This is a genomic window from Aliiroseovarius lamellibrachiae, from assembly GCF_018599245.1.
GTDB lineage: Bacteria > Pseudomonadota > Alphaproteobacteria > Rhodobacterales > Rhodobacteraceae > Aliiroseovarius > Aliiroseovarius lamellibrachiae.
In genome coordinates this window covers 291,398-315,094 of sequence record NZ_JAHEVJ010000002.1, presented here as the reverse complement: position 1 = coordinate 315,094, position 23,697 = coordinate 291,398, and the positions used below count along the sequence as shown (strand labels likewise).

The window sequence follows — 23,697 nt, the reverse complement described above, 5'->3', positions numbered from 1 at the left end:
TAGTTTTCTAGTTTTCTAGTTTTCTAGAAAGACCAACACCCAGCCTCGGTTTCCGTCAAGGCCCCATCAGAAATCAGCACTGCGTGTCGAATTGTTATCCGCGCCCAATAAAGGGCATCTTTGTCGCCATGACGGTCATAAACTGCACGTTTGCCTCAGCTGGCAGCGTGGCCATGTGCAACACAGATGACGCCACATCAGTGACATCCATGGTCGGTGGCGGCACCTCGCCTTCGGCCACCGCATCCTCGACAATTCCCTGCAATAAATCAGTGCGCGCATTGCCTATGTCAATTTGCCCACAGGCGATGTCAAAAGCGCGCCCATCAAGGCTCAGTTGGCGTGTCAGGCCGGTGACGCCATGTTTGGTCACCGTATAGGTGACGGCGCCTTCACGCGGTACATGGGCCGAAATCGACCCGTTGTTAATGATCCGCCCCCCTTGCGGGGACTGCGCCCGCATCTGGGCAAACGCCGCACGCGCGCATAGGAACATCCCTGTCAGATTCACGTTCACCGCATGCGTCCAATCCGCCAAAGACACCTCGTCAATCGTGGTCGCAGGTGTGAACATCCCGGCGTTGTTAAAAAGCACGTCCAACCGCCCGGCTTTCGCGGCAAACGACGACACAGCCGCCTGAACCGCCGCCTCATCCGTAACGTCCGCAGGCAGAACAATGGCGTTTTCTCGCCCGGCGGCCACCGCGTTCAACGCCTCCTTGCGGCGCGCCAAAAGCCCCACGGTCCAGCCTTTGTCCAAAAACAGCTCGGCCACCGCACGACCAATTCCGGCGCTGGCCCCTGTGATCAATATGCTAGGCATCGTCCTCTCCCTCAGTTTGCAACTGCAACGGGGCGGCGGGGGCGCGCAAATCATCCGTTCCAAGATCCCCCGCCGGGCGCGCCATCGCATAGCGTGTAACCCAATGCAGCCGTGTTTCGGCCCGCGTGATGGCGACATAGGCGAGGCGTTTCCACAGGGCGATCCCCGCCTCTTTGCGACCCATCTGGGCGGCGGCATAAATATCCGGTGAGAACACCTGAACATCGGACCACTGACTGCCCTGCGCCTTGTGAATGGTCACAGCAGCCCCATGCAAAAACGCCGCCCCCATCCGCGCGGCAAAGGGGATAAAGGGTTCTTCTTCGTCCGGCATTTCAATTTTGATAATGGACGCGGCCGACACCTGAGGATCTTCCGCCCCCATCACATGCAGACGCGAAAATCCGGGGCGCTTACCTGGCCCGAGGTAAACACATTGCGCGCCTTTGATCAGGCCGCGCGCCTCAAGGTCGATGCGCTTTTTGCGGTGTTTCAGAGGCAGCTCAATCCCATCGCAAATCAACGGCTCGCCCGGCATCAGTTCCTCCGCAGGCGCGCCAAAGGCACCTCGAAAGGCAGTGATCAAGCGCACACGGGTCTTGTTGCGCCACACCAAAACCGGAGACCTCGACATCAGATCGGCATTCACTCGCGGGGCCACCACCACCCGGTCATCCCGGCGCGCGGCCTCTTCGATCATTCGCTCAAACGTCTCGAAACTCAGACTGTCATCGGACAGCGCATGGGCCAGATCAAGGATCGGATTGTCATCCGCTTGGCGGTGAATGCGGCTAAGCTCAAGTTTGCGCGTGTCCCCCAGTTTATCAAAAACCATAGTGCCCGATTGACCAACTGGGGCCAGCTGTGCCGGGTCGCCAAACAGGATCAGGGTCGGAAAAATCTCGCGCAGATCCTCAAATTGCTTGTCATCCAGCATCGAGCTTTCGTCGACAAAACCGATGTCCAGCGGGTCATCGCGGCGTTTCCACCCGGTGATAAAATCTGATCCGCGCAGGCCCGCTGCGGCCAGCGCGCCCGGGATCGATTTTTGTTGCTGATAAAACGCGTAAGCACGGTCAAGCGCCTCATCCGTCAGGCCTTCGATCTCGGGCCGTTCGCCATTGTCCGCCAGCCATTCCGCGATCTTTTCATATTCCGGGTCGTAGACGGGCGTATAAAGAATGCGGTGGATCGTGGTGGCCGGCACGCCGCGCAACCGCAACACGGACGCCGCTTTGTTGGTGGGGGCCAGAATGGCCAAGGTTCTGCGATCTTTGCGCTTTTTGCCTTCGTAGTCGCCCGAGACGATATCAACGCCCGCCGCCTCTAACGCTTTATAGAGCTGCCCCAGCAACAGGGTCTTACCCGATCCCGCCTTGCCCATCACCGCAAAAACCTGTGATTTTCCATCTGACAGCGGCGTCAGCAGCGCGTCATCCAGATTGACGCCCGCTGCACGCAGCATGTCAGCCACACGGTCATGGGCTTCGGCTTGGTCTTCGGAATAGATGATGGGGGCAGTTTCGCTCATTTCGCGACCCTACCCGCTTGCTGAATGCACGAAAAGGCGAAACTCCCGCTTCGCCTTTTCCTCTTTCTATAAATATCCAAAAGCAACACCCGCTGCGCCCACCGCAGCCTTCTGATCGCCTAAGCGGTTTCTGCGAAGCTGTCGCCCAGATCCGGCATCGGTTTGCCCGCAAGCGAGTAGCGCAACCAACTGCGGCTTACATCACGGTTGACGCCGACGCGTTTGAGGGTGGGGGCAAAAGCGTCGTCATTCATCGACCAAAGGCCCACGCCGATTTTCTCGCGCCCTTCGCCATCGGTGCCGATCACCTCTGGTTCCAGCCCCATCAGGCGGTAAATCCGCTCCATTCGCGGATCAAACACGCCGACGTAATGCTTTAGCTTAAAGGCGGACATCAACTCGCCCGCGCCCAGCGCCAGGGCGGCCGAGGCACGGCGATCAGCATTAGGAGACAGGCAAAACCGGGTGCATTCCCAGATCAGCGGGCTTTCGATGGTCACACCGCCGGTCAGATGGCTAAAGTGGTCGTTCACCATGGTTTGCCCCACGGTGGGCAAGAACCGCATTGATCCACCATGGCGCCCATCCGCCATTTCCCAGATCACATAAAGCGGGTTCATCGCGTCATATTCATCCCGCTCTTCACCGGCGTCATTGACGGTCACCGCCCACCCCAGACGTTTTGAAAACTGCTCTGCCCGGTCACGAAACATCGTGTCACGCAGCAAAGGGAAACGGCACAGGTCGTTGGCATAGAGATAGCGCAGCATCGTGGGGCTCCTTTGTCCGATCAGCTGCGGTCACAATGCCGCCACAATGGTTAATTCCCACAAGCGTAGCGCACGGTCGATTAACCTTCAGACAAGGCTCTCCTCAAACAATGATCACCCCAGTGGCCAAGGCACGCGCCACGGCATGAGTGGTGTTGAGCGCGCCTAATTTATGGCGCGCACTCTCGATATACACCCGCAACGTATGCTCTGAGATGGTCATCTCAGCCGCCGCCTGCGCGCGGTTCATGCCTTTGGCCAGATAGGTCATCGCCGACAGTTCGCGTGGCGACAGCATTGGGGTGGTGGCCGCATCGCCCCATTGTTCAAATTCCAGCGCCTTTTTGTTCAGCTCATGCGCGAGGATCATCAGGTCGCGGGCATTGGCATCAATAAACGCATGCCAGTCCTGATCCTCCGCCTGCGTGTTCAGCGTGAACAGCGCAAACTGTCCAGCAGGGCCGCGAATGGGAATGGTATAACCTTGGTTGCCCAGCCCGTGATCCATTGCGTCCTGCAACATCGCACGCGCGGGTTTTGACGACCAATCAAGCTCTTTCCAAATCACCGGCGTGAAGCGTTGAAAACAGCCAAAGATCACCGGATCCAGCCGCAGGTAGTCTTTTTCAAGATAGCGATCAACCCATTCCGGGCTGTACGTTCCCGCGCCAAATCGTTCGCCTATGGAATTCACCCAATGGTAGACGACATGGCTGGTTTTATAGTGGTCGCGCAGCGCTTCTGTGACCCCTTGAAGGTCTTCAAGCGTGGTCGCGTTCTGAAGTGAGCTGAGGTGCTGTTCCAGGCTGGCTTTCATATGACTGCATCATCTCCGCTTTCCGATCAGCGGCACTCGCAAGTTCGGTCAAAGCAACCAGTCGTGCATCGTCAAGGGTTTCAGCCGTGACGGTCAGGTTGTTTCTGCGAGCAAAAGCCATCAGGTCGGTAAGAACATCAATGATCCATTCATTCGTCATGTAAAGCCCCGTTTTTTGTGACATCTCCACACAACCGTAGCACGAGCGGGGAAAATCGTTAATTCACTGGTTCTTACTCCCCTAAAATAGTGAGGTGGAATTTTGGAACCTTTTGATTTTTCAACAGATGAAGGTTTAAAAATGCTGAAAAGTGGTGATGAGCGCCCCCGTTTTCCGAATCAATTTTATCCGAATCACCCTAAGAGAATGGCAACGGCAAAGAAAAACCCCCGCAGTGGCGCTGCGGGGGGGCAAGTGGTTCAATCAGAGGGCGTAAGGTTACGACCGGGCGTCCAGAGCATCTTCGAACGTGCGCAGACCGGTTTTAGGGGCCTGAACCAGCACCGCCATATTGCCCGGCTTGTGTTCGTTGCGCAGCATTTTCAAATGCGCTTGCGGGATCTCATCCCATGGGAAGACTTCGGACATGCAAGGGTCAATGCGACGCTCAATCATCATGCGGTTTGCCGATGCGGCCTGTTTCAGATGTGCAAAATGCGACCCCTGAACACGCTTTTGGTGCATCCAAAGATAACGCACGTCAAAGGTGCAATTAAAGCCGGAGGTGCCGGCACAAATCACGATCATCCCGCCTTTTTTGCACACGAAGGTCGAGACCGGGAAGGTGGCTTCGCCGGGGTGTTCAAACACCATGTCGACATTGTTGCCTTTGCCGGTGATATCCCAGATCGCTTTGCCGAATTTGCGCACTTCTTTGAACCAAGCGGCGTATTCCGGCGTGTTCACGGTGGGCAATTGCCCCCAGCAACTGAAATCTTTGCGGTTGATCACACCTTTGGCACCCAGAGACATCACAAACTCGCGTTTGTCTTCGTCCGAGATCACACCGATGGCGTTGCCCCCGGCCGCATTGATCAACTGGATCGCAAATGATCCCAAACCGCCTGACGCGCCCCAAACCAGAACATTCTGGCCGGGCTTCAGCTCGTGCGGGGCATGGCCAAACAGCATCCGGTAGGCGGTGGCGAGGGTCAGCGTGTAACAGGCACTTTCTTCCCAGGTCAGATGCTTTGGGCGTGGCAAAAGCTGTTGGGCTTGAACGCGGGTGAACTGTGCAAAAGACCCATCGGGGGTTTCATAGCCCCAGATCCGCTGGCTTGGGGAAAACATCGGATCGCCGCCGTTGCATTCCTCGTCGTCACCATCATCCTGGTTACAGTGGATGACAACTTCGTCGCCCACTTTCCACGATTTCACCTTGCGGCCGACGGCCCAGACGATGCCAGACGCATCGGACCCGGCAATATGGTAATCCGCACCGTGGCCATCAAATGGCGAGATTGGCACGCCAAGACCGGCCCAGACGCCGTTGTAATTCACACCGGCGGCCATCACCAGCACCAGCACCTCATGGCTGTCCAATTTGGGGGTCTCGACCACCTCTACCTGAAACGATTTATCAGGCTCGCCGTGACGATCGCGACGGATGGCCCAGGCGTACATCTGTTCGGGGACATGGCCCAAGGGCGGCATTTCACCGATCTCATATAGATCTTTCTTCGGGGCGTCATATTCCGCGATACCGGTTTGCGTGTCCAAAGCCATGGTGGCCTCCTGTCAACTACAAGCATTGATTCTTTCGCCGCAACGCAGAATTGCGGCTGCTACTGCAGCATTACGCACGAGTCCGCAAGATTGCAACCGATTTTGGGGTATGTTTTGTAATTTTCTGTCGCCAGTGACGTTAAGGTCAATTAAAACCCAACAAAACCTTACAATACACCTGCATCCGCAACATCCGCGGGGCTGAGGTCCGAAATGTGTACTGGCGTAATGGCCTCAGACAAATGCGCAATCGAATTGGCATAAAACGCCAAGACCGCCCGATCCGGGGGGTTAATCTGATATGCGCCACCCGTTTCGCGGATCAATCCGCGCAGCATCAACAGACGGATGCCCACCTCTACTGCGTAATCCAGATCATTGCGCGGCAGATGAATATGCGCCCCGCGCGCTTCCATATCAGCCACCAGAGTTTGAAACCGGTCAGTGATCTCTTCGCGGGTATGGCTGTCTTTTTCCAACATCACCGCCGCCACAACAGGCACAGGCAACACCGGAACCACATCGCGAATACGCCCCATCAGCTCGTGGGCCAGCCCCTCAAGCACATTCTCATCATGCTCTTTCAGATAGGAGGACAGCGACATGGGGGTGCCGAAGGACACGCTGGCATAGCCAAAACGGTGAAACCGCCCGGTGATCCGCTGCCACACATGTTGCCCCACATGGCGCAGCACATATTTCAGACGCAGGCCGAATTTGCGCGATCCTTTGATGTCGGCGGCCACCAGCACCCGGTCCTCAAGCACCCGGTCATAGTTCATCGCCACAGGGATAAAGACCACATCGCGATTTTTGGCGGGGTCAAAATCATCCATGATGTAACTGAGCAGACCCATTTTGGGCGCGCCCACTTCGCCGTTTAAACTCAGCCCGCCTTCGGGAAACATCGCTTGGGTCACGCCCCCATCCGTCGCCATGCGCACATACCGCGACAGGACTTTGCGATAGAGCGCATTGCGCGACCGACGCCGGATGAAATAGGCCCCCATCGACCGGATCAACGTGCGCAGCGGCCAGACCCGCGCCCATTCCCCCACCGCATAAGACAAATGGGATCGTTCGGCAGCCAACCAAGTGACCAGCACGTAATCCATATTGGATCGGTGGTTCATGACAAAAACCACCGTCGCATCGGCGCTGATCTCTTTCAGGCGCGCCTCGTCAAAAGCCCCCAATCGCACACGGTAAAACGCGCGGCTCAGCAATTTTGCGATGCGAATGCCAAAGCCGAAATACGCAGTCGCAGAGAAGCGCGGCACAATTTCGCGGGCGTACCCCTGTGCCTTTTCAAACGCCACCTGTTCGGGAATGCCCTCTTCGGCGGCATGTTCGGCGATCGCTTTGGCGACCTCGGGATCATAGCTTAAGCGCTGTACCATGTCGTACCGCCGCGCGAGCTTGAACGGCTCGATCGGGCGTTCCAGACGTTCATTCAGTTTGGCCACGGCCTTTTGCAACCGTTTACGGAAAAACCAGCGCACCGATGGGAACAGAAAATGCGACGCAAAGGTCACCGCAGCAAAAGCAAGGATCAGGACCAATAGCCAAAGGGGAAGCTCAATCGTACGCGTCATAAGAAATCTTTTTCAGGTTTCCTGTGAAAGGTAAAGAACGCCGTCAGAGGAAAGCGTGACGGCGCCAGCCCCAAGCATCGCCACGTAATTTTCCTAACATCAAATTCCCCCTTGCGTAATATTCTTGCGTCTGCGAAAAATGCTGCACTGCAACAAAATGCGAGTCACGGATCATGAGCACGCCCCAGAACACAAGCCCGCAAGATCGCCCTAAAGATCGTCCCCGGGATCGTCCGTGGCTGTTTCGCACCTATGCCGGTCACTCGACCGCCAAGGCGTCCAACGCGCTTTACCGCAGCAACCTGTCCAAAGGTCAGACCGGCCTGTCCGTGGCCTTCGACCTGCCCACACAAACGGGCTATGACAGCGACCACACGCTGGCGCGCGGCGAGGTGGGAAAAGTGGGGGTGCCGCTGGGCCATCTTGGCGACATGCGCGCGTTGTTTGCAGACATCCCGCTTGAAAAAATGAACACCTCGATGACGATCAACGCGACCGCCCCGTGGCTGTTGTCGCTTTATATCGCCGCGGCAGAGGAGCAGGGCGCGGATGTGTCCAAGCTGCAAGGCACGGTGCAAAACGATATCATCAAGGAATATCTGTCGCGCGGCACATATGTCTGCCCGCCCAAGCCCAGCTTGCGTATGATCACCGATGTGGCCGCCTATACGCGCGAATTCCTGCCGAAATGGAACCCGATGAACGTGTGTTCCTATCACTTGCAAGAGGCCGGTGCGACGCCAGAAGAAGAGCTTGCCTTTGCGCTGGCCACCGCGATTGCCGTGCTGGATGATCTTAAGAATAAGGTTCCCGCAGAGGCTTTCCCTGAAATGGTCGGCCGCATCTCATTCTTTGTGAACGCGGGCATCCGCTTTGTCACCGAGATGTGCAAAATGCGCGCTTTTGTCGAGCTGTGGGATGAAATCACGCGCGAGCGATATGGCGTTGAGGATCCCAAATTCCGCCGCTTCCGCTATGGCGTGCAAGTGAACTCGCTTGGCCTGACCGAGCAACAGCCGGAAAACAACGTCTACCGGATCCTGATCGAAATGCTCGCCGTGACCCTGTCAAAGAACGCACGCGCCCGTGCGGTGCAATTGCCCGCATGGAACGAAGCGCTTGGCCTGCCGCGCCCATGGGATCAGCAATGGTCGCTGCGTATGCAACAAATCATGGCCTATGAAACCGATCTGTTGGAATATGACGACCTGTTCGACAACAACCCAGCTGTGGACCGCAAAGTGGCCGAGCTGAAAGACGGCGCGCGCGCGGAGCTTGCCCAGATCGACAGCATGGGCGGCGCTGTGGCGGCGATTGAATATATGAAGTCACGCCTTGTCGACAGCAACGCCACCCGGATCGGCAAAATCGAGGTCGGCGACACCACCGTGGTCGGCGTGAACAAATGGCTGGAAACCACCGAAAGCCCGCTGACCGCTGGGGATGGTGCCATCATGGTGGCCGACGCAGATGCAGAGGCCGACCAGGTTGCCCGTCTTGAGGCATGGCGGACCAACCGCGATGCGGGTGCTGTGAAACAAGCGCTGGCTGATCTGCGCCAAGCGGCCAAAGACGGCACCAACATCATGCCATCGTCCATTGCGGCGGCCAAAGCGGGGGTGACCACCGGCGAATGGGGCGAAGTGATGCGCTCTACCTTTGGGCAATATCGCGCGCCGACCGGGGTTAGCAAAAACCGCTCGAACCGCACCGAAGGGCTGGATGACATCCGCGCCCGCGTCGATGCGGTGTCCGACCGCTTGGGCCGTCGCCTGACGTTCCTTGTGGGCAAACCCGGCCTTGATGGGCATTCCAACGGTGCTGAACAAATCGCCGCCCGCGCGCGCGATTGCGGCATGGACATCACCTATGAAGGCATCCGCCTGACACCAGAAGAATTGGTGGCCTCGGCCATTGAAACCGACGCCCATGTGGTCGGCCTGTCGATCCTATCCGGCAGCCACATCCCCCTGCTCGAAGAGTTGATGGAGCGGATGAAAGCCGCCGGATTGGGCCATATCCCCGTGGTCGCCGGTGGGATCATCCCGGATGAGGACGCCACTCGCCTGCGCGCGATCGGGGTCGCCAAAGTCTATACGCCAAAGGACTTTGAGCTGAATGTGATCATGGAAGACATCGTGACACTGGTTGATCCAAAAGCGGTGGCCGCGGAATAACTTTCCACGCCCAATAAAACAAAAGGCGACGGGATCCTCCTGCGCCTTTTTTCTTGCCTCAAATATCTTGGGGTGAAGGCGCAGGGCGCAGCCCGGTGCCGAGGGGCAAAGCCCCTAACCGCTGACCTCTTCCAACTTTTGCACCAGTTCTTTGTAGTGATAGCTTTTCTCAACCGCGCCGGTGTCGCCTTCGATGAAATCCGGATCAGACGGCAAGCATCCCAATCCGCACACCTGACTGATCACCATATCGCCTGTGTCGATATACCAAAGGCGCCCGCCGGGGGTGGCGACCCAACCGTCAATCCCCTCGGCCTCGTCCCCTTCAACATCCTCGGTTGAGGGCAGTTCATTCACATAATTGGACGAATACGCCCCGTGGGTGTGATAGGATGCGATCACCACCTCAAGCATGTCCGGATCAGACGGTTCGCAGGTGCCTTTGCGCCCGCGTTTGGCCGGGCTCATGGTCAGCTTCCCATCCGCGTTCAGCCCAATATATCCGCAATACTCGCGGTTCTTCTTTATCGAAAGGGGCTGCAATTCGGCAAAAATTCGTTTGACCAGTGTAAGTTCACTTGCCTCTTGGGCGTGCGAGGAAAACGGCATCAATGCCAAAACAAGGGCTGGGATCATCACGCGCATCGGGTACATCTTTCTTTGTCAAATTTCCTCGTTAACAAGACGATTGCGGGGCGCCAAGTCAAGCAATTTGCCCCCAATCCCCCCTTCGCTTACCCCGACGATGCGTTTGACGTTCGCCGATATCCGGCGCATGTTGTCCGCCGCTAACAGCCCACGAACGAGGATTCCCATGACCGTACATATTGGTGCCGAACAAGGCCAAATTGCTGAAACAGTGTTGATGCCCGGCGATCCCTATCGCGCCAAATGGGTGGCTGAGAATTTTCTGGAAGATGCCAAACTGGTGCACGAGGTGCGTGGCATGTTCGGCTTTACCGGCAGCTGGCGCGGCAACCGTGTGAGCATTCAGGGGTCCGGCATGGGCATGCCGTCGATGTCAATTTACGCCAATGAATTGATCCGCGATTACGGCGCCAAAACGCTGATCCGCATCGGGTCCTGCGGCGGAATGCAGGATCATGTGAAAGTGCGCGATGTGGTGATTGCGATGACAGCAACCACTGTGGCCACGCCAAGTTCTACCATTTTTCGCGAGCTGAACTTTTCGCCCTGCGCCGATTATTCCCTGCTCGCCGCCGCCGTGGAGGCCGCGAAAAACGTCGAGGTTGGCGTGCATGTGGGTGGGATTTATTCCTCTGATACCTTCTATGACGAACGCCCTGATCTGAACAAAGAAATGCAGCGCCACGGCATTTTGGGCGTCGAAATGGAAGCCGCCGAACTTTACACCCTTGCCAACCGCTACGGCGTGCGGGCTTTGGGCATTATGACCGTCTCAGACCACCTGCTGACGGGCGAGGCGCTGCCGTCTGATCAACGTGAAAAGACCTTTGGTGATATGGTTGAAATTGCCCTGAACGCGGCCTTCGCTTGATGGGGATGGCACGGCGCAAACTTGGCCAATCCGGTCCCGAGGTTTCGGCGATCGGGTTGGGCTGCATGAATTTCTCGGGCTTTTATGGTAAGACCACGCGCGACGAAAGCCTTGCGACACTGGATGCGGCATGGACCGCCGGGATCAATTTCTTTGACACGTCAGACATCTATGGAAATGGCCTGTCAGAAGAGATCATTGGCGACTGGTTGCGCAACACCGGTCACCAGCCCGTCATCGCCACCAAAGGCGGCATTGTGACGGGCGCCCCTCGCGGTACGGCAGACAACACGGCAGACGGGCTGCGCGCCCGGCTTGAGGCATCTTTCACCCGGCTTGGGGTGGACCATGTGGCGCTTTATTATGTGCACCGTCGTCAGTTTGATCTGCCGATTGAGACCGTGACCGAAACGCTAGAGCGCTTTCGCGAAGAAGGGCTGATTGGCGGCTTTGGGTTTTCGGAAATCTCGCCGGCATCCCTAAGACGCGCCGCATCTGTGGCGCCTGTGGCGGCTGTGCAAAACGAGTATTCACTTTGGACCCGCCTGCCCGAGCTTGGCATGATCCAAGCCTGCAAAGAACTGGGCACAACCTTCGTGCCGTTTTCACCGCTGGCGCGCGGGTTCTTTTCAGACAATGAGCGTGAGTTTGAAGCGGTAACGGCCCTGCCCTTTTTGCATGCAAACCCGCGTTTTAGCCAACCAAACTACGATTTGAACCGTCGGGCCTTTGCACCGTTTCGCGCGTTTTCCAAGGCGCGTGGCTGGTCTGTTCCGGCCGCAGCTTTGGCATGGATTTTGGACCAGGGGGATCATTTGATCCCGATCCCTGGCACAAGATCACCTGAGCATCTGAACGCGTGGGCCGCTGCGTCTGACATCTCATTCACCCCTGAAGATCGCCTTGAAATCCAACGGCTTTTGCCCGTTGGCTGGGCGCATGGGGACCGATATTCCGACGCGCAGATCGTCGGAATTGAGCGGTATTGCTAAGGCAGTGAGGGGCGTTGCCCCTCGCGGCACGCCGCTCACCCCAGGATATTTGAAGAAAGAGGAAGAGGGTGTCAGCGCCCGTGGGTTTTGTCATAGCCATTCACTGCGGGCGCGCTCCAATCCTCAAGTGCGCTGGGGTCTGGCGCGAAGACCTCGACCAGAAGGGGATAACACGCCGCTTCATCCGAGCTGTGCTCTGAGGAGCAATCCCCGCCCGGGCAGGCTGACAATCCGCCGAGCAAGGGAACCTCGGCAAAAAACTCAAGATAGTCACCGGGGCGCACGGGGCTGGCTTTCATGAAATACTGGCCGGTGTCGCGGGTAAACCCGGTGCACATGAAGATATTTAGCACGTCATGCACAAAGGGTTCGGCCTCAGCCAAGGGGACTTTCAGATGGTCGGCCAGTGCGCGGGTGAGGTTGGAATGACAGCACTGATGATACTGTCCGCCTGACAGCAGATTGCCCGTATAGGGATCACAGCGTGTGCCGATCACATCGTGAACCCCGCCGCCAAAATCATCAAACCCGTACCAATCCAGCGTGTCTGTGACAATTGTGGCCAAGGGGCGCATAGCTGGAAAACTTGACCAAAGACGATCCCCCGTTGACAGATGCGTGCCGTGCAAGGCGCGGGTTTTGCCTGAATAAAACCGCTCGCTTAGATCATCGGCGTTCCACAGGTTAAGATCGCCAACTTGCGATCCCTGGACGGAGGAAATGCGAAAGAAATGCCCTTTGGGAACGGTGAAACATCGCGCATCACGCGGCGGCACCAGAACTTCATCAACCTTGTTCGCACCGACGCGCGCCGCCTGATACAACGCCATGGGCGCCGGGGTGAGACTGTCCACCGGATAGCAAATCACTGGCGCAATGGCTTTGCGTTCACCCGCGTCTTGTGGCGGGGCAAATTGGGGCTGATCTGGCTTCATCGCATTCTCCTTTTCCTCAGACGTCATCTGGTCACGCTGCTGACACAAGATCAAGTCGTCTGTCGCAGGTCCGCTCGCCTTTTGCTGGCGCAGCCGTGAATTGACTTTCGCCCCGTCCACTGCCACTTGGGTTGGAACGGAGAGAGACCATGAAACTTGCTTATGTCATTGCGCCGGGACGCGGCGAAACCAATCAATTGCTCGCCGGTGTGGCGGAGGCATTAAAGGCGCGCGGTGTCGCACTTGCGGGGACCGTGCAATTGGACACCGAACGCGCGGAAGAGTTTCATTGTGACATGGATGTGCTGGTCCTGCCGGACGGGCCCAAAATTCGCATCAGCCAGTTTCTGGGGGCAGGATCGCAGGGATGCAAATTGAACCCTGAGGCGCTGGAAACCTCGGTGGCGGCAACCGAAGCGCGTCTGACGGAAGGCGCGGATCTGTTGATTGTGAATAAATTTGGCAAGCAAGAGGCCGAAGGGCGCGGGTTTCGCAATGCTGTGGGTGAAGCTTTGGCCCGCGACATCCCCGCCATCATTGGCGTAAGTGGCGCCACGGTTGAGGCCTTTCGCGCGTTTGTGGGGGAGGCTGAGGAACTGGCCCCAAACACCGATGCGATATTGGCGTGGGCTGCTGAGGCAACCGGAAAGTAACCTGTTACAAAGGGCGCCCCGCGGGGCACCCTTTGGTTTTTTCCTTACGTGCGGAACACTTTGTAGATCGCCGGAATCACCAATACCGTCAGCAAGGTTGAGCTGAGAAGCCCAAACAAAAGCGAAATCGCCAGCCCCTGAAAGATCGGATCCGCCAAGATCACCACGGCACCAATCATCGCAGCAATCGCTGTCAGCAGGATGGGTTTGAACCGAATGGCCCCTGCCTCGAGTAAGATCTCTGTCTTATCCTGTGTCGGATCCGCGTGGCGGATGAAATCCACCAACAGGATTGAATTGCGTACAATGATCCCGGCCAGAGCGATAAATCCAATCATCGAGGTTGCACTAAAGGGGGCGGCGAAAATCCAATGCCCAATCATAATCCCAAGGAACGTCAGCGGGATTGGGGTCAGGATCACCAGCGGCAATTTAAACGACCCAAATTGCGCCACCACAAGGATGTAGATGCCCAACAGGGCGACCGCAAACGCCGCGCCCATATCGCGGAAAGTGACCCATGTGACCTCCCACTCGCCATCCCACAACAGGGTGATCACGCTTTCGTCTTCGGGCTGTCCGTTCATACGAATCACCGGTTTGGTGCCCTCTTCCCATTCCATCTGATCGAGCGCATCTGCCACGGCGAGCATGCCGTATAAAGGGGCCTCAAAGGCACCGGCCAACTCGGCCTGCACCATCTCGGCGCTGCGACCATTGTGACGGAAAATTGGATAGCTCGCACGCTCCTCGGACACGGTGATCACATCACCCAATTCCACCACACCGCGCGCACCAGGAAGGGTGTTGGCGGGGATCGGGGTGGACAGAAAGCGTTCATCCACCACACGGTCGGATTTATTGCGCTCAATCATGATCGGGATCGGGCTGCGCCCTTCGCCGCGGTGGCTGTAGCCAACGGTTGACGCCCCATTGAGCATCGCCAAAGTCTGGAACACGTCGCCTTCTTCAACGCCGTGGAACTCCAACTGATCCGACGAAATTTCAGCGCGGAGTTTACGCGGTTGGGTGCCGAAGCTGTCGTCCACATCCACCACGTAAGGCACGCTTTCAAAAGCCGCGCGGATTTTTGTGGCGGCTTTGCGACGCGCCTCAGCGGTGGGGCCGTACACCTCGGCCAGAAGCGTTGCGATCACCGGCGGGCCGGGGGGCGGCTCGACGGTTTTCATATTGGTTCCCACCGGCACATCCAGCTTGGAGATCCGATCGCGGATCTCAAGCGCCAGATCGTGGCTTGGTCTGTCACGGTCTGATTTTGGCGTCAGCAGGATGGCCACTTCGCCCATCTGCGGTTCTTCACGCAAATAGTAATGACGCACCAAACCGTTGAAATTGAAAGGACTTGCGGCGCCAGCGTGGGTTTCGACCGAGATCACCTCGGGCAGTTCCATCACCTCACGCGCCACAGCTTGTGCCACCGCATCTGTCGCTTCAACTGACGCGCCTTCGGGCAGGTCAATCACCACCGACAGTTCTGATTTATTATCAAACGGCAGAAGCTTGACGGTCACGTCTTTGGTGTACAGCAGACCGAGGGACCCAAAGCTGAGCACAATGGCGATGATCAAAAAGCCAAGACTGCGGGCTTTGGTTTTCAGAACGGGACGCGCCACGACGGCATAGATCGCGCCAAGACGGCCGCCGGGGGTCGCCTCGTGCGAATGATCATGCAGCGGCGCGTTGCCCGCGATTTTGATCATCAGCCAAGGGGTAATGATCACCGCCACGAAGAATGAAAAGATCATCGCAGCCGAGGCATTGGCCGGGATGGGTGACATATAGGGCCCCATCAGGCCGGACACGAAAAGCATCGGCAAAAGGGCGGCGACCACTGTGAGGGTTGCAACAATGGTTGGGTTGCCCACCTCGGCCACCGCGCGCACCGCTTTGGTCACACGGTCGGCTTTATCTTTCATGGCCCAGTGGCGGGCGATATTTTCAATGACCACAATTGCGTCATCCACCAAGATCCCGATCGAGAAAATCAACGCAAACAGGGACACCCGGTTAAGCGTATAGCCCATGATCCACGCGGAAAAGAGCGTGAGCAGGATGGTCACCGGAATGACCACCGCAACCACGATGCTTTCACGCCAGCCAATCGCAAGCAGCACCAAGCCGACGATGGACACGGTGGCTAGACCAAGGTGAAACAACAGCTCATTGGCTTTTTCATCCGCCGTCTCGCCGTAATCTCGCGTGACCGAGACATCAATGCTGGCGGGGATCAAACTGCCTTGCAATGTACTCACTTTATGCAGCACCTCTTCGGCGACAACCACCGCATTGGCCCCGGCGCGTTTGGCAATCGCCAATGTGACCGCGGGGGTGCGGTGCAGCCCGTGTTCATCCCGCGAGATGTGGCTGACAATGCTTTGCGAGGTATCAGCCACGAAACGCACATCCGCCACGTCGCGCACATAGACAGCACGCCCGTCGCGCGCCGTCAAAAGCAGGTTGGCGACGTCAGCCGGGGCGCGTAGGGTTTTGCCCGCCACCAGCGCGATTTGTTCGCCCTGATCCCGCACAAGCCCGGTGGAAAACGCACGATTTGCGGCCTCAACCTTGCCGGTTAGCTGCTGTAATGTAATGCCATAAAGGGCCAATTTTTCTGGGTTGGGTGCAATGCGGATTGCCTCATTGCTGTCCCCCACCAGATAGGTCAGGCCAACGTCTTGAATTTTGGACATCTCGACCTGTAATTCGCGCGCCACACGGGTGATGTCATTGGCGGTCACGTCACTGGATTGGGCATTGGAGGTGAGCGTCAGCGAGACAATCGCAACATCATCAATCCCGCGCCCAACGATCAGCGGTTGTTGGATGCCCACCGGGATCCGGTCGAGGTTGGCGTTCACCTTGTCATGCACGCGCAACACGGCGGCATCCGACGAGGTGCCCACCAAAAAGCGCGCCGTGACCATGGCGTAATCATCTCGGGTCGAGGAATAGACATGTTCAACGCCAGCGATGCCTTTGACGATGGTCTCCATCGGCTCCGACACCAATTTCATCGCGTCCCCCGCTTTCAGACCAGGCGCTTGGATGTGGATATCAACCAAAGGAACCGAGATTTGTGGTTCCTCTTCACGCGGCAAGCTGCCCAAGGCGACCAACCCGACCGCCAAAGCGGCAAGGATCATCAACGGGGTCAATGCGGATTGGATGAAGCTTTTGGTCAGGGTGCCGGCAAGGCCAAGCGGACCCTTTTTGGGAAGGTTTTGGTCACTCATGCCCTGCCCCTTTCACGGGTTGAATGGGGTCGATCACCACGTCACCAGATGACAAACCCGTCAGAATCTCGACCATAGGCGTGCCGCCAATGAGATGGCGTTCACCAACGACGACCGTGCGCTCCACCGCTTCGGCGCCATCGCCTTTGATGGTCACAAAATCGAGCCCCATCCGGGTCACAACCGCCGCTTCCGGCACCACCAACCCTTCGGAGTGACCAACCGGCAAGCGCACCGGCACACGGGCGTTTACAAAGCGCGCATCCATATTGGGCACGTCAACATCCGCAATTACGCGACCATTTTCGATTTGCGGATACAGCTTTGCCAAGCGACCGGTTTGCGTGTCCCCGTCGCCGCCAATTTGAATTTCAGCGCCTTCAGACAAAATGTCCGCGTGGCGTTCGGGTACGGCGAGGCGTAGAAACACGCCGCCGCCGCCGATCATTGCCACGGCCTCGCCCGGCATCACCACCGCACCTTTGGTCAGTGGCACATTCAGCACACGGCCTGCGATCGGGGCCAGCACGGCGCCTTCGACCCCTTGTTGTTCAATAACGGACCGTTCAGCTTTGGTGGCTTCAATCTGGCCTTTGACCACATCCACCTGTGTGCGCAGCGCGTCCAACCGCTGGGCTGTGGCCACACCGCGTTCCACCAGGCTTTCACCGCGCTTCAGCTCGGCCTCGGCGTTGCTTAACTGAGCATTTAACGAGACCAAAGTGGCGTCAACCGCTGTGAGGCGCAGCGCCAGTTTCTCGTCATTCACCGTACCAAGCCGCTGACCTTCGCGCACCTGATCACCTTCGGCCACTAAAACCTCAATCAATGTGCCACCAATCCGCGTGCGCGCAGGCACGAGGTCACGGGTTTCCACCTTGCCAAAGACGGCTTTCCATTCGGTCAGCATCACCGGCTCAACCGTATGGGCCATCTCGGCCATAGTCAGTGCCGGTGACAAGACTGGCAGGGCCAGAAACGGCAGCGAGATAAACAGGGTGCGCAGCATGGTGGGTTCCTTTTGGTCAGGTGGACAGAGTCTCATATGCATCTTTTTGAATATTAATCAAGCCCACAGGGCAACTATCCAACAAAGTATACCAAATTTCTTTGATCAAGCATAAGAAAACCCGCACCAGACTGGGCTGATGCGGGTGATTTTGATTTCGAAGCAAATTGGCCTAGCGCGTGGGAACCGGGGTCTCGCCGCGATAGTCGTAAAATCCACGACCCGCTTTGCGCCCGACCCATCCTGCCTCGACATATTTTACAAGCAGCGGACAGGGCCGATATTTTGTGTCCGACATCCCGTCATGAAGCACGTTCATGATCGCCAGACAGGTATCAAGACCAATGAAATCGCCCAGCTCAAGCGGCCCCATCGGGTGGTTCGCGCCCAGCCTCATTGATGCATCAATTGACGCCACTGACCCGACGCCTTCGTAAAGCGCATAACAGGCCTCGTTGATCATCGGAATCAGGATCCGGTTCACGATAAAGCCGGGATAATCCTCTGCACTTGCGGCGGTTTTATCCAGACGCTCCACCACCCCCAACAAGGTCTGATAGGTCTCTTCAGAGGTGGCAATGCCGCGGATAAGTTCGACCAGTTTCATCACCGGCACCGGGTTCATAAAATGAAACCCCATAAAGCGCTCAGGACGGTCGGTTTTCGCCGCCAAACGGGTGATGGACAGCGACGAGGTGTTGGTGGTTAGGATGGTGTTTTCGCCCAATGAAGGTGCCAAACCGGCAAAAATCTTATCCTTGATCTCTTCGCGTTCTGTGGCGGCCTCGATCACCAGATCAGTGCCGCCCAGCTCGCCCAATTCAGCGGTGGTGCGGATGCGCGACAGGGCGGCGTCGCGGTCATCCGCGCTCATCGCGCCTTTATCGACCTGACGCGCAGTGTTCTTTTCAATTTTCGCCACCGCCGCGGCCAGCGCATCCGTGGAAATATCATTCAAAAGAACATCATAGCCAGAGGTTGCAAACACATGGGCAATCCCGTTGCCCATCTGCCCTGCCCCAATCACACCAACCGTTTTCAACGTCATATCATCATCCTGCAAAGCTATAGGCGGTTTTCACAATGGTATAGAATTCCGCCGCATAGCGCCCTTGTTCGCGCGAACCATAGCTGGAACCTTTGCGCCCGCCAAACGGAACATGATAATCCACGCCCGCTGTGGGCAAATTAACCATGACCATGCCCGCCTGAGAGCGTTTTTTGAACTCGCGCGCGAATTTCAGCGACGATGTGCAGATGCCGGACGACAGGCCAAATTCGGTGTCATTCGCCGTGGCCAGCGCCTCGTCAAAATCCGCAACTTTGATGATCGAGGCACAGGGGCCAAAAATCTCTTCGCGGCTGGAACGCATGTCGTTGGTGGCACCAAGGAACATGGCGGGCGCCTGATAGAACCCTTCGGTGTCACGGTTCAGGCGTTCACCACCGATGACCTCAGCCCCCTCGCTGCGCGCAAGGTCCACATAGCCAAGGTTTCCCTGGATTTGGTTCTCTGACACGACCGGGCCGATTTGGGTCTTGGCGTCCAGTGGATTACCGATGTTCAGGGCCAGCATTTCTGTCGCCAAACGGTCCACAAACGCGTCGTGAATGCCCGCCTGAACGATGATCCGGCTCGACGCCGTACAGCGTTGCCCGGTTGAGAAGAACGCACCATTCAGCACCGTTGGCACCGCGATATCCAGATCCGCGTCATCCATGATGACCATGGGATTTTTACCGCCCATTTCCATCTGTAGCTTTTTCATACCTTTGGCGGCATGCACAGCCATGGCGCGCCCCACGGGAACCGACCCGGTAAAGGACACCGCGTCCACATGCGGGTGATCCACAATGGTTTGCCCAACCACAGATCCACGCCCCATCACAAGGTTAAACACCCCAGCAGGCACGCCTGCCTTGTGCAGGATCTCGGCCAGAATATGCGCCGATCCGGGCGTCAGATCAGCAGGCTTAAACACCACCGTATTACCGTAGGCCAAAGCCGGTGCGATTTTCCACGCGGGGATCGCGATGGGGAAGTTCCACGGCGTGATCAACCCCACAACACCCACCGGTTCGCGCACCACATCCACGTCCACATCCGGACGGACCGAAGCAATGGCGTCGCCCGCGACCCGAATGGCTTCCCCCGCGAAAAAGCGAAACACTTGTGCGGCGCGGGCGGTTTCGCCAATGGCTTCCGCCAAGGTCTTGCCTTCTTCGCGCGCTAAAACGGTGCCAATTTCGTCTTTGCGGGCGAAAAGCTCCGCTGCCACCGCTTCCAGCAGATCAGCGCGCACTTGCGGCGAGGCCATCGCCCATTTCGGCAAAGCCGCGCGCGCTGCCGCCACCGCATCATTCACCTGATCAACGCTGGCATGCGCATAGGCGCCAATCACATCGGACAGGTCCGCGGGGTTAAGGTTCTCGGCGGCATTTTCGCCATCCATCCAGTCACCGGCAATCAGGTTCTGCTTCATCTTGATCTCATGTGGTTTAGGAAAAAGAAGGTGAGGAAAGCCAGGGGAGTGTTAGACGGCTTTCCTCAGACCGCCCCTCAAGAGGAAGGAAAGGCGGTGTGTCAATTGGGTCCGCCGACGGCGCAGCAGACCCATCTTGCGCTTAATAAAACGCCTGCAACCCGGTTTGCGCACGGCCCAAGATCAGGGCGTGTACATCGTGGGTGCCTTCATAGGTGTTCACGGTTTCAAGGTTGACCATATGGCGGATCACGCCGAAATCCTGAGAAATCCCGTTGCCGCCGTGCATATCACGCGCATGACGGGCGATTTCCAGCGCCTTGCCACAGTTGTTGCGCTTGATCAGGCTGACCATTTCGGGCGCTGCTTTTGCCTCGTCCATCAGGCGGCCAACGCGCAGGGCGGCTTGCAGGCCCAGGCTGATCTCGGTTTGCATATTTGCCAGCTTCAACTGGAAAAGTTGCATTTGTGCCAATGGTTTACCGAATTGTTTGCGGTCCAGACCATACTGACGGGCCGCATGCCAGCACGCCTCGGCCGCGCCCATCGCGCCCCAGGCAATGCCGTAACGTGCGCGGTTCAGACAGCCAAACGGGCCCTTCAAACCAGACACATCCGGCAGCAAAGCATCCTCGCCAACTTCCACATCTTTCATCACAATTTCGCCGGTGATTGAGGCGCGCAACGACTGTTTGCCCTCGATTTTTGGCGCGCTGAGCCCCTTGGTGCCCTTGTCCAAAACAAAGCCTTTGATCTTGCCGTCGTGGGCGTCAGATTTCGCCCAGACCACAAACACATCGGCAATCGGCGCGTTGGAAATCCACATTTTCGACCCGTTCAAAACATAGCCACCGTCCACTTTTTTCGCGGTGGTTTTCATGCCGCCAGGATCGGACCCTGCGTCGGGTTCGGTCAGGCCAAAACAGCCGATAAACGCGCCAGATGCCAGTTTGGGCAGGTATTTTTTCCGTTGTTCTTCCGTGCCGTAAGCGTAAATCGGGTACATCACCAGTGACGATTGCACCGACATCATTGACCGGTACCCGCTGTCCACCCGCTCCACTTCGCGCGCGACCAAACCATAGGTGACATAGGACGCGCCAATGCCGCCATACGCCTCGGGAATGGTGGTGCCCAACAGGCCCATTTCGCCCATCTCGCGGAAAATCTCCGGGTCGGTTTCTTCGCGTGCAAAGGCGTCCGTCACGCGCGGCTGCAACTTATCCTCAGCATAAGCGCGCGCCGCATCGCGGATCATGCGCTCGTCTTCCAAAAGCTGGTCCTCCATCAAGAACGCATCATCCCAGGCAAAGCCGGACAATTCGGGGCGCGATTGGGGGGAAAGATCTTTCGCCATCTCTCTAACTCCTTATTCCGCCGCAGTGGCGGTTGATTTGATTGCGGCCTCGATAGAGGCTTCGATGATGTCCATCGCCTCGGACACTTGTTCCATCGGAACAGTCAGCGGCGGCAGCAGGCGCACGGCGTTGCCGTAGGTGCCACAGGGCAGAATGATCAGCCCGCGCGTCTCGGCTTCGGCCACGATGGCTTGGGCAAGGGCGGCATTGGGCGCGTTGGTTTCACGGTCCGCGACCAATTCGAACGCCACCATAGCACCAAGGCCACGCACGTCGCCGATCGCTTCCATGCCCTGACGGTTGGCCAGTTCATTCAAGCGCGCGGTGATCGCGTCACCCACGTCATTGGCGCGGTTGCACAGGTCTTCTTCTTCGATCACCTCAAAGACAGCGTTGGCCGCGGCCACCGCCAAGGGGTTGCCCGCATAGGTGCCGCCGATGCCACCCACAGGGGCAGCATCGACAACCTCAGCCCGGCCGGTTACGGCTGAGAGCGGAAAGCCACCGGCCAGTCCTTTTGCCATGACCACCAGGTCGGCGGCCACACCAGAATGTTCAAACGCGAAAAGCTTGCCCGTCCGGGCGATCCCGGCCTGAACTTCATCTGCGATCAGCATAATGCCATGGGTGTCACAAATCTTGCGCAAGGCGCGCAGGAATTCGGGCTGGGCGACGTTGAAGCCACCTTCGCCCTGCACGGGTTCGATGATAATGGCCGCCACGCGTTCCGGGTCGATTGAGCTGCGCAACATATTCTCAAGCACGGCCAACGATTGTTCCACGGTGACGCCGTGGAATTCATTTGGGAACGGCGCATGCAGCACTTCTGGTGGCATCGCACCAAAGGCCTTTTTGTAAGGCGTGACCTTGCCACAAAGCGCCATGCCCATCAGGGTGCGGCCGTGAAAGGCGCCGGAAAACGCAATCACGCCAGAACGGCCCGTAAAGGCACGCGCCATTTTGACAGCGTTTTCAACGGCCTCAGCGCCGGTGGTCACAAGCATTGTTTTCTTGGCAAAATCACCTGGGGTCGAGGTGTTCAGACGCTCGGCCAATGTGACATAGCTTTCATAGGGGGCGACGTGAAAACAGGTGTGGGTGAAGGCTTCGGATTGCTTGGCCACGGCCTCCATCAACTTGGGGTGACGGTGGCCGGTGTTGTTCACGGCAATGCCCGCGGCAAAGTCGATATAGCGCTTGCCATCAACGTCCCACAATTCTGCATTTTCTGCGCGCGCCGCATAGATGCCACGGGTGGCCACGCCACTTGCGATGGCGGCCTCGCGGCGTGTTTTTAGGTCTTGTGTGTTGCTCACGTCGGTTCCTCCGCTGGGAATTCACTACACATATTCATTGATTCTCGAAACCTGTATTGCTCAATTATTTGAGCATTGCTAGAGGTAAGTTGGACAAACTTCGCTGAATCACCCAAACTGGGCAAAAGCGATGAGAGGGACCGATCCATGGTGGATGATTTTGACGTTGGCACACGCCTAAAGCAGCTGAGACAGCAATTTAACATGTCTCAGAGGCAGTTGGCCGAATCTGCAAATGTGCCGCACGGGCAGATTTCGATGATTGAAACCAACAGATCGAGCCCCTCTGTCGCGAGTTTGCGCAAAATTCTGGGCGGTTTTGGGATTTCTATGTCTGAGTTCTTTGAGCCTGACGCGCCGGCGACATCTCAGAGTTTTTTCACACCGGCGGAGCTGCGCGACCTCACCTCGCTTTTATATCAGGACAATGAGGCGGCCGCGCGAAAGATCACCATCAAGCAGGTGGGCGATGCGAAACTGCATGGCCTGCAAATCCTGCATGAACGTTATGAACCGGGGGCTGATACGGGGGATTCCATGATCGAACATGATGCCAATGAAGGCGGCATTGTGATCGAAGGGGAATTGGAAATCACGGTGGGTCCTGAGACCCGCGTGCTGAAGGCGGGGGACGCCTATTTGTTCAATTCCCGCGACCCGCATCGGTTCCGAAATATGTCTGACCGGGTGTGCAAGGTGATCTCTGCCTGCACGCCGCCTTACCTGTAAGGCCCAACTT

The 23,697-nt window shown here is 57.5% G+C and carries 20 protein-coding genes; 5 read left to right on the top strand and 15 right to left on the bottom strand.

Features of this window, described 5'->3' with window-relative positions; all coding sequences use genetic code 11:
• Positions 1–94: 94 nt before the first annotated feature.
• From KKW20_RS04950 to KKW20_RS04920, 7 genes are all read right to left on the bottom strand, one after another.
• A complete protein-coding gene (locus KKW20_RS04950; protein WP_214566614.1) occupies positions 95–823 on the bottom strand; it encodes an SDR family oxidoreductase in 729 nt (242 codons plus the stop codon).
• Positions 816–2,354: an ATP-dependent DNA helicase gene (locus tag KKW20_RS04945; protein WP_214566612.1), complete on the bottom strand. Its 1,539-nt coding sequence runs from the start codon at positions 2,352–2,354 to the stop codon at positions 816–818. Before KKW20_RS04945 ends, KKW20_RS04950 begins: the two co-directional genes overlap by 8 nt.
• 119 nt (positions 2,355–2,473) lie before the next feature.
• Complete coding sequence (locus KKW20_RS04940; protein ID WP_214566610.1) at positions 2,474–3,124, bottom strand: acyl-homoserine-lactone synthase; 651 nt, start codon at positions 3,122–3,124, stop codon at positions 2,474–2,476.
• 103 nt (positions 3,125–3,227) lie between these two features.
• A complete protein-coding gene (locus tag KKW20_RS04935; RefSeq protein ID WP_214566607.1) occupies positions 3,228–3,941 on the bottom strand; it encodes a helix-turn-helix transcriptional regulator in 714 nt (237 codons plus the stop codon).
• Positions 3,886–4,101: a hypothetical protein gene (locus KKW20_RS04930; RefSeq protein ID WP_214566606.1), complete on the bottom strand. Its 216-nt coding sequence runs from the start codon at positions 4,099–4,101 to the stop codon at positions 3,886–3,888. The genes KKW20_RS04935 and KKW20_RS04930 overlap by 56 nt, the downstream gene beginning before the upstream one ends.
• 279 nt (positions 4,102–4,380) lie before the next feature.
• Positions 4,381–5,667, bottom strand: a complete 1,287-nt coding sequence (gene ccrA / locus KKW20_RS04925) for a crotonyl-CoA carboxylase/reductase (protein WP_214566605.1) — start codon at positions 5,665–5,667, stop codon at positions 4,381–4,383.
• A 167-nt stretch (positions 5,668–5,834) separates the two neighbouring features.
• Entirely contained in the window at positions 5,835–7,262 is a 1,428-nt protein-coding gene (locus KKW20_RS04920; protein WP_214566604.1) for a 1-acyl-sn-glycerol-3-phosphate acyltransferase, read from the bottom strand.
• 173 nt (positions 7,263–7,435) lie between these two features.
• Between KKW20_RS04920 and KKW20_RS04915 the strand changes: the two genes are divergently transcribed.
• On the top strand, positions 7,436–9,439 hold the full coding sequence (locus KKW20_RS04915) for a protein meaA (protein ID WP_214566603.1): 2,004 nt from the start codon (positions 7,436–7,438) through the stop codon (positions 9,437–9,439).
• 114 nt (positions 9,440–9,553) lie between these two features.
• Here the strand turns inward: KKW20_RS04915 and KKW20_RS04910 are convergent, their stop codons facing one another.
• On the bottom strand, positions 9,554–10,075 hold the full coding sequence (locus KKW20_RS04910) for a DUF4329 domain-containing protein (RefSeq protein ID WP_214566602.1): 522 nt from the start codon (positions 10,073–10,075) through the stop codon (positions 9,554–9,556).
• A 178-nt stretch (positions 10,076–10,253) separates the two neighbouring features.
• Here KKW20_RS04910 and deoD point away from each other — a divergent pair, with 178 nt between their 5' ends.
• Together deoD and KKW20_RS04900 are read left to right on the top strand one after the other, a co-directional pair.
• On the top strand, positions 10,254–10,958 hold the full coding sequence (gene deoD, locus KKW20_RS04905) for a purine-nucleoside phosphorylase (protein WP_214566600.1): 705 nt from the start codon (positions 10,254–10,256) through the stop codon (positions 10,956–10,958).
• Positions 10,959–10,963: 5 nt separating this feature from the next.
• Positions 10,964–11,950: an aldo/keto reductase gene (locus KKW20_RS04900; protein WP_214566598.1), complete on the top strand. Its 987-nt coding sequence runs from the start codon at positions 10,964–10,966 to the stop codon at positions 11,948–11,950.
• A 71-nt stretch (positions 11,951–12,021) separates the two neighbouring features.
• Here the strand turns inward: KKW20_RS04900 and KKW20_RS04895 are convergent, their stop codons facing one another.
• Positions 12,022–12,885: an urea carboxylase-associated family protein gene (locus KKW20_RS04895; protein WP_214566596.1), complete on the bottom strand. Its 864-nt coding sequence runs from the start codon at positions 12,883–12,885 to the stop codon at positions 12,022–12,024.
• A gap of 149 nt (positions 12,886–13,034) precedes the next feature.
• Here KKW20_RS04895 and KKW20_RS04890 point away from each other — a divergent pair, with 149 nt between their 5' ends.
• Positions 13,035–13,538: a DUF2478 domain-containing protein gene (locus KKW20_RS04890; RefSeq protein WP_214566594.1), complete on the top strand. Its 504-nt coding sequence runs from the start codon at positions 13,035–13,037 to the stop codon at positions 13,536–13,538.
• 44 nt (positions 13,539–13,582) lie between these two features.
• Here the strand turns inward: KKW20_RS04890 and KKW20_RS04885 are convergent, their stop codons facing one another.
• The 6 genes from KKW20_RS04885 to gabT form a co-directional block, all read right to left on the bottom strand.
• The gene (locus tag KKW20_RS04885; RefSeq protein WP_214566592.1) at positions 13,583–16,792 is read right to left on the bottom strand and encodes an efflux RND transporter permease subunit; all 3,210 of its coding nucleotides are present in this window, start codon (positions 16,790–16,792) and stop codon (positions 13,583–13,585) included.
• A complete protein-coding gene (locus tag KKW20_RS04880) occupies positions 16,785–17,801 on the bottom strand; it encodes an efflux RND transporter periplasmic adaptor subunit (RefSeq protein WP_246534452.1) in 1,017 nt (338 codons plus the stop codon). Before KKW20_RS04880 ends, KKW20_RS04885 begins: the two co-directional genes overlap by 8 nt.
• Before the next feature lie 172 nt (positions 17,802–17,973).
• Positions 17,974–18,849, bottom strand: a complete 876-nt coding sequence (locus KKW20_RS04875; RefSeq protein ID WP_214566590.1) for a 3-hydroxybutyryl-CoA dehydrogenase — start codon at positions 18,847–18,849, stop codon at positions 17,974–17,976.
• A gap of 4 nt (positions 18,850–18,853) precedes the next feature.
• Positions 18,854–20,284: an aldehyde dehydrogenase family protein gene (locus KKW20_RS04870; RefSeq protein WP_214566588.1), complete on the bottom strand. Its 1,431-nt coding sequence runs from the start codon at positions 20,282–20,284 to the stop codon at positions 18,854–18,856.
• 142 nt (positions 20,285–20,426) lie between these two features.
• On the bottom strand, positions 20,427–21,641 hold the full coding sequence (locus KKW20_RS04865) for an acyl-CoA dehydrogenase (RefSeq protein WP_214566586.1): 1,215 nt from the start codon (positions 21,639–21,641) through the stop codon (positions 20,427–20,429).
• 12 nt (positions 21,642–21,653) lie between these two features.
• Positions 21,654–22,958, bottom strand: a complete 1,305-nt coding sequence (gene gabT, locus KKW20_RS04860) for a 4-aminobutyrate--2-oxoglutarate transaminase (protein ID WP_214566584.1) — start codon at positions 22,956–22,958, stop codon at positions 21,654–21,656.
• Positions 22,959–23,105: 147 nt separating this feature from the next.
• Between gabT and KKW20_RS04855 the strand changes: the two genes are divergently transcribed.
• Positions 23,106–23,687 (top strand): cupin domain-containing protein, encoded by a 582-nt coding sequence (locus KKW20_RS04855; RefSeq protein ID WP_214566582.1) that lies wholly within the window; start codon positions 23,106–23,108, stop codon positions 23,685–23,687.
• Positions 23,688–23,697 lie beyond the last annotated feature (10 nt).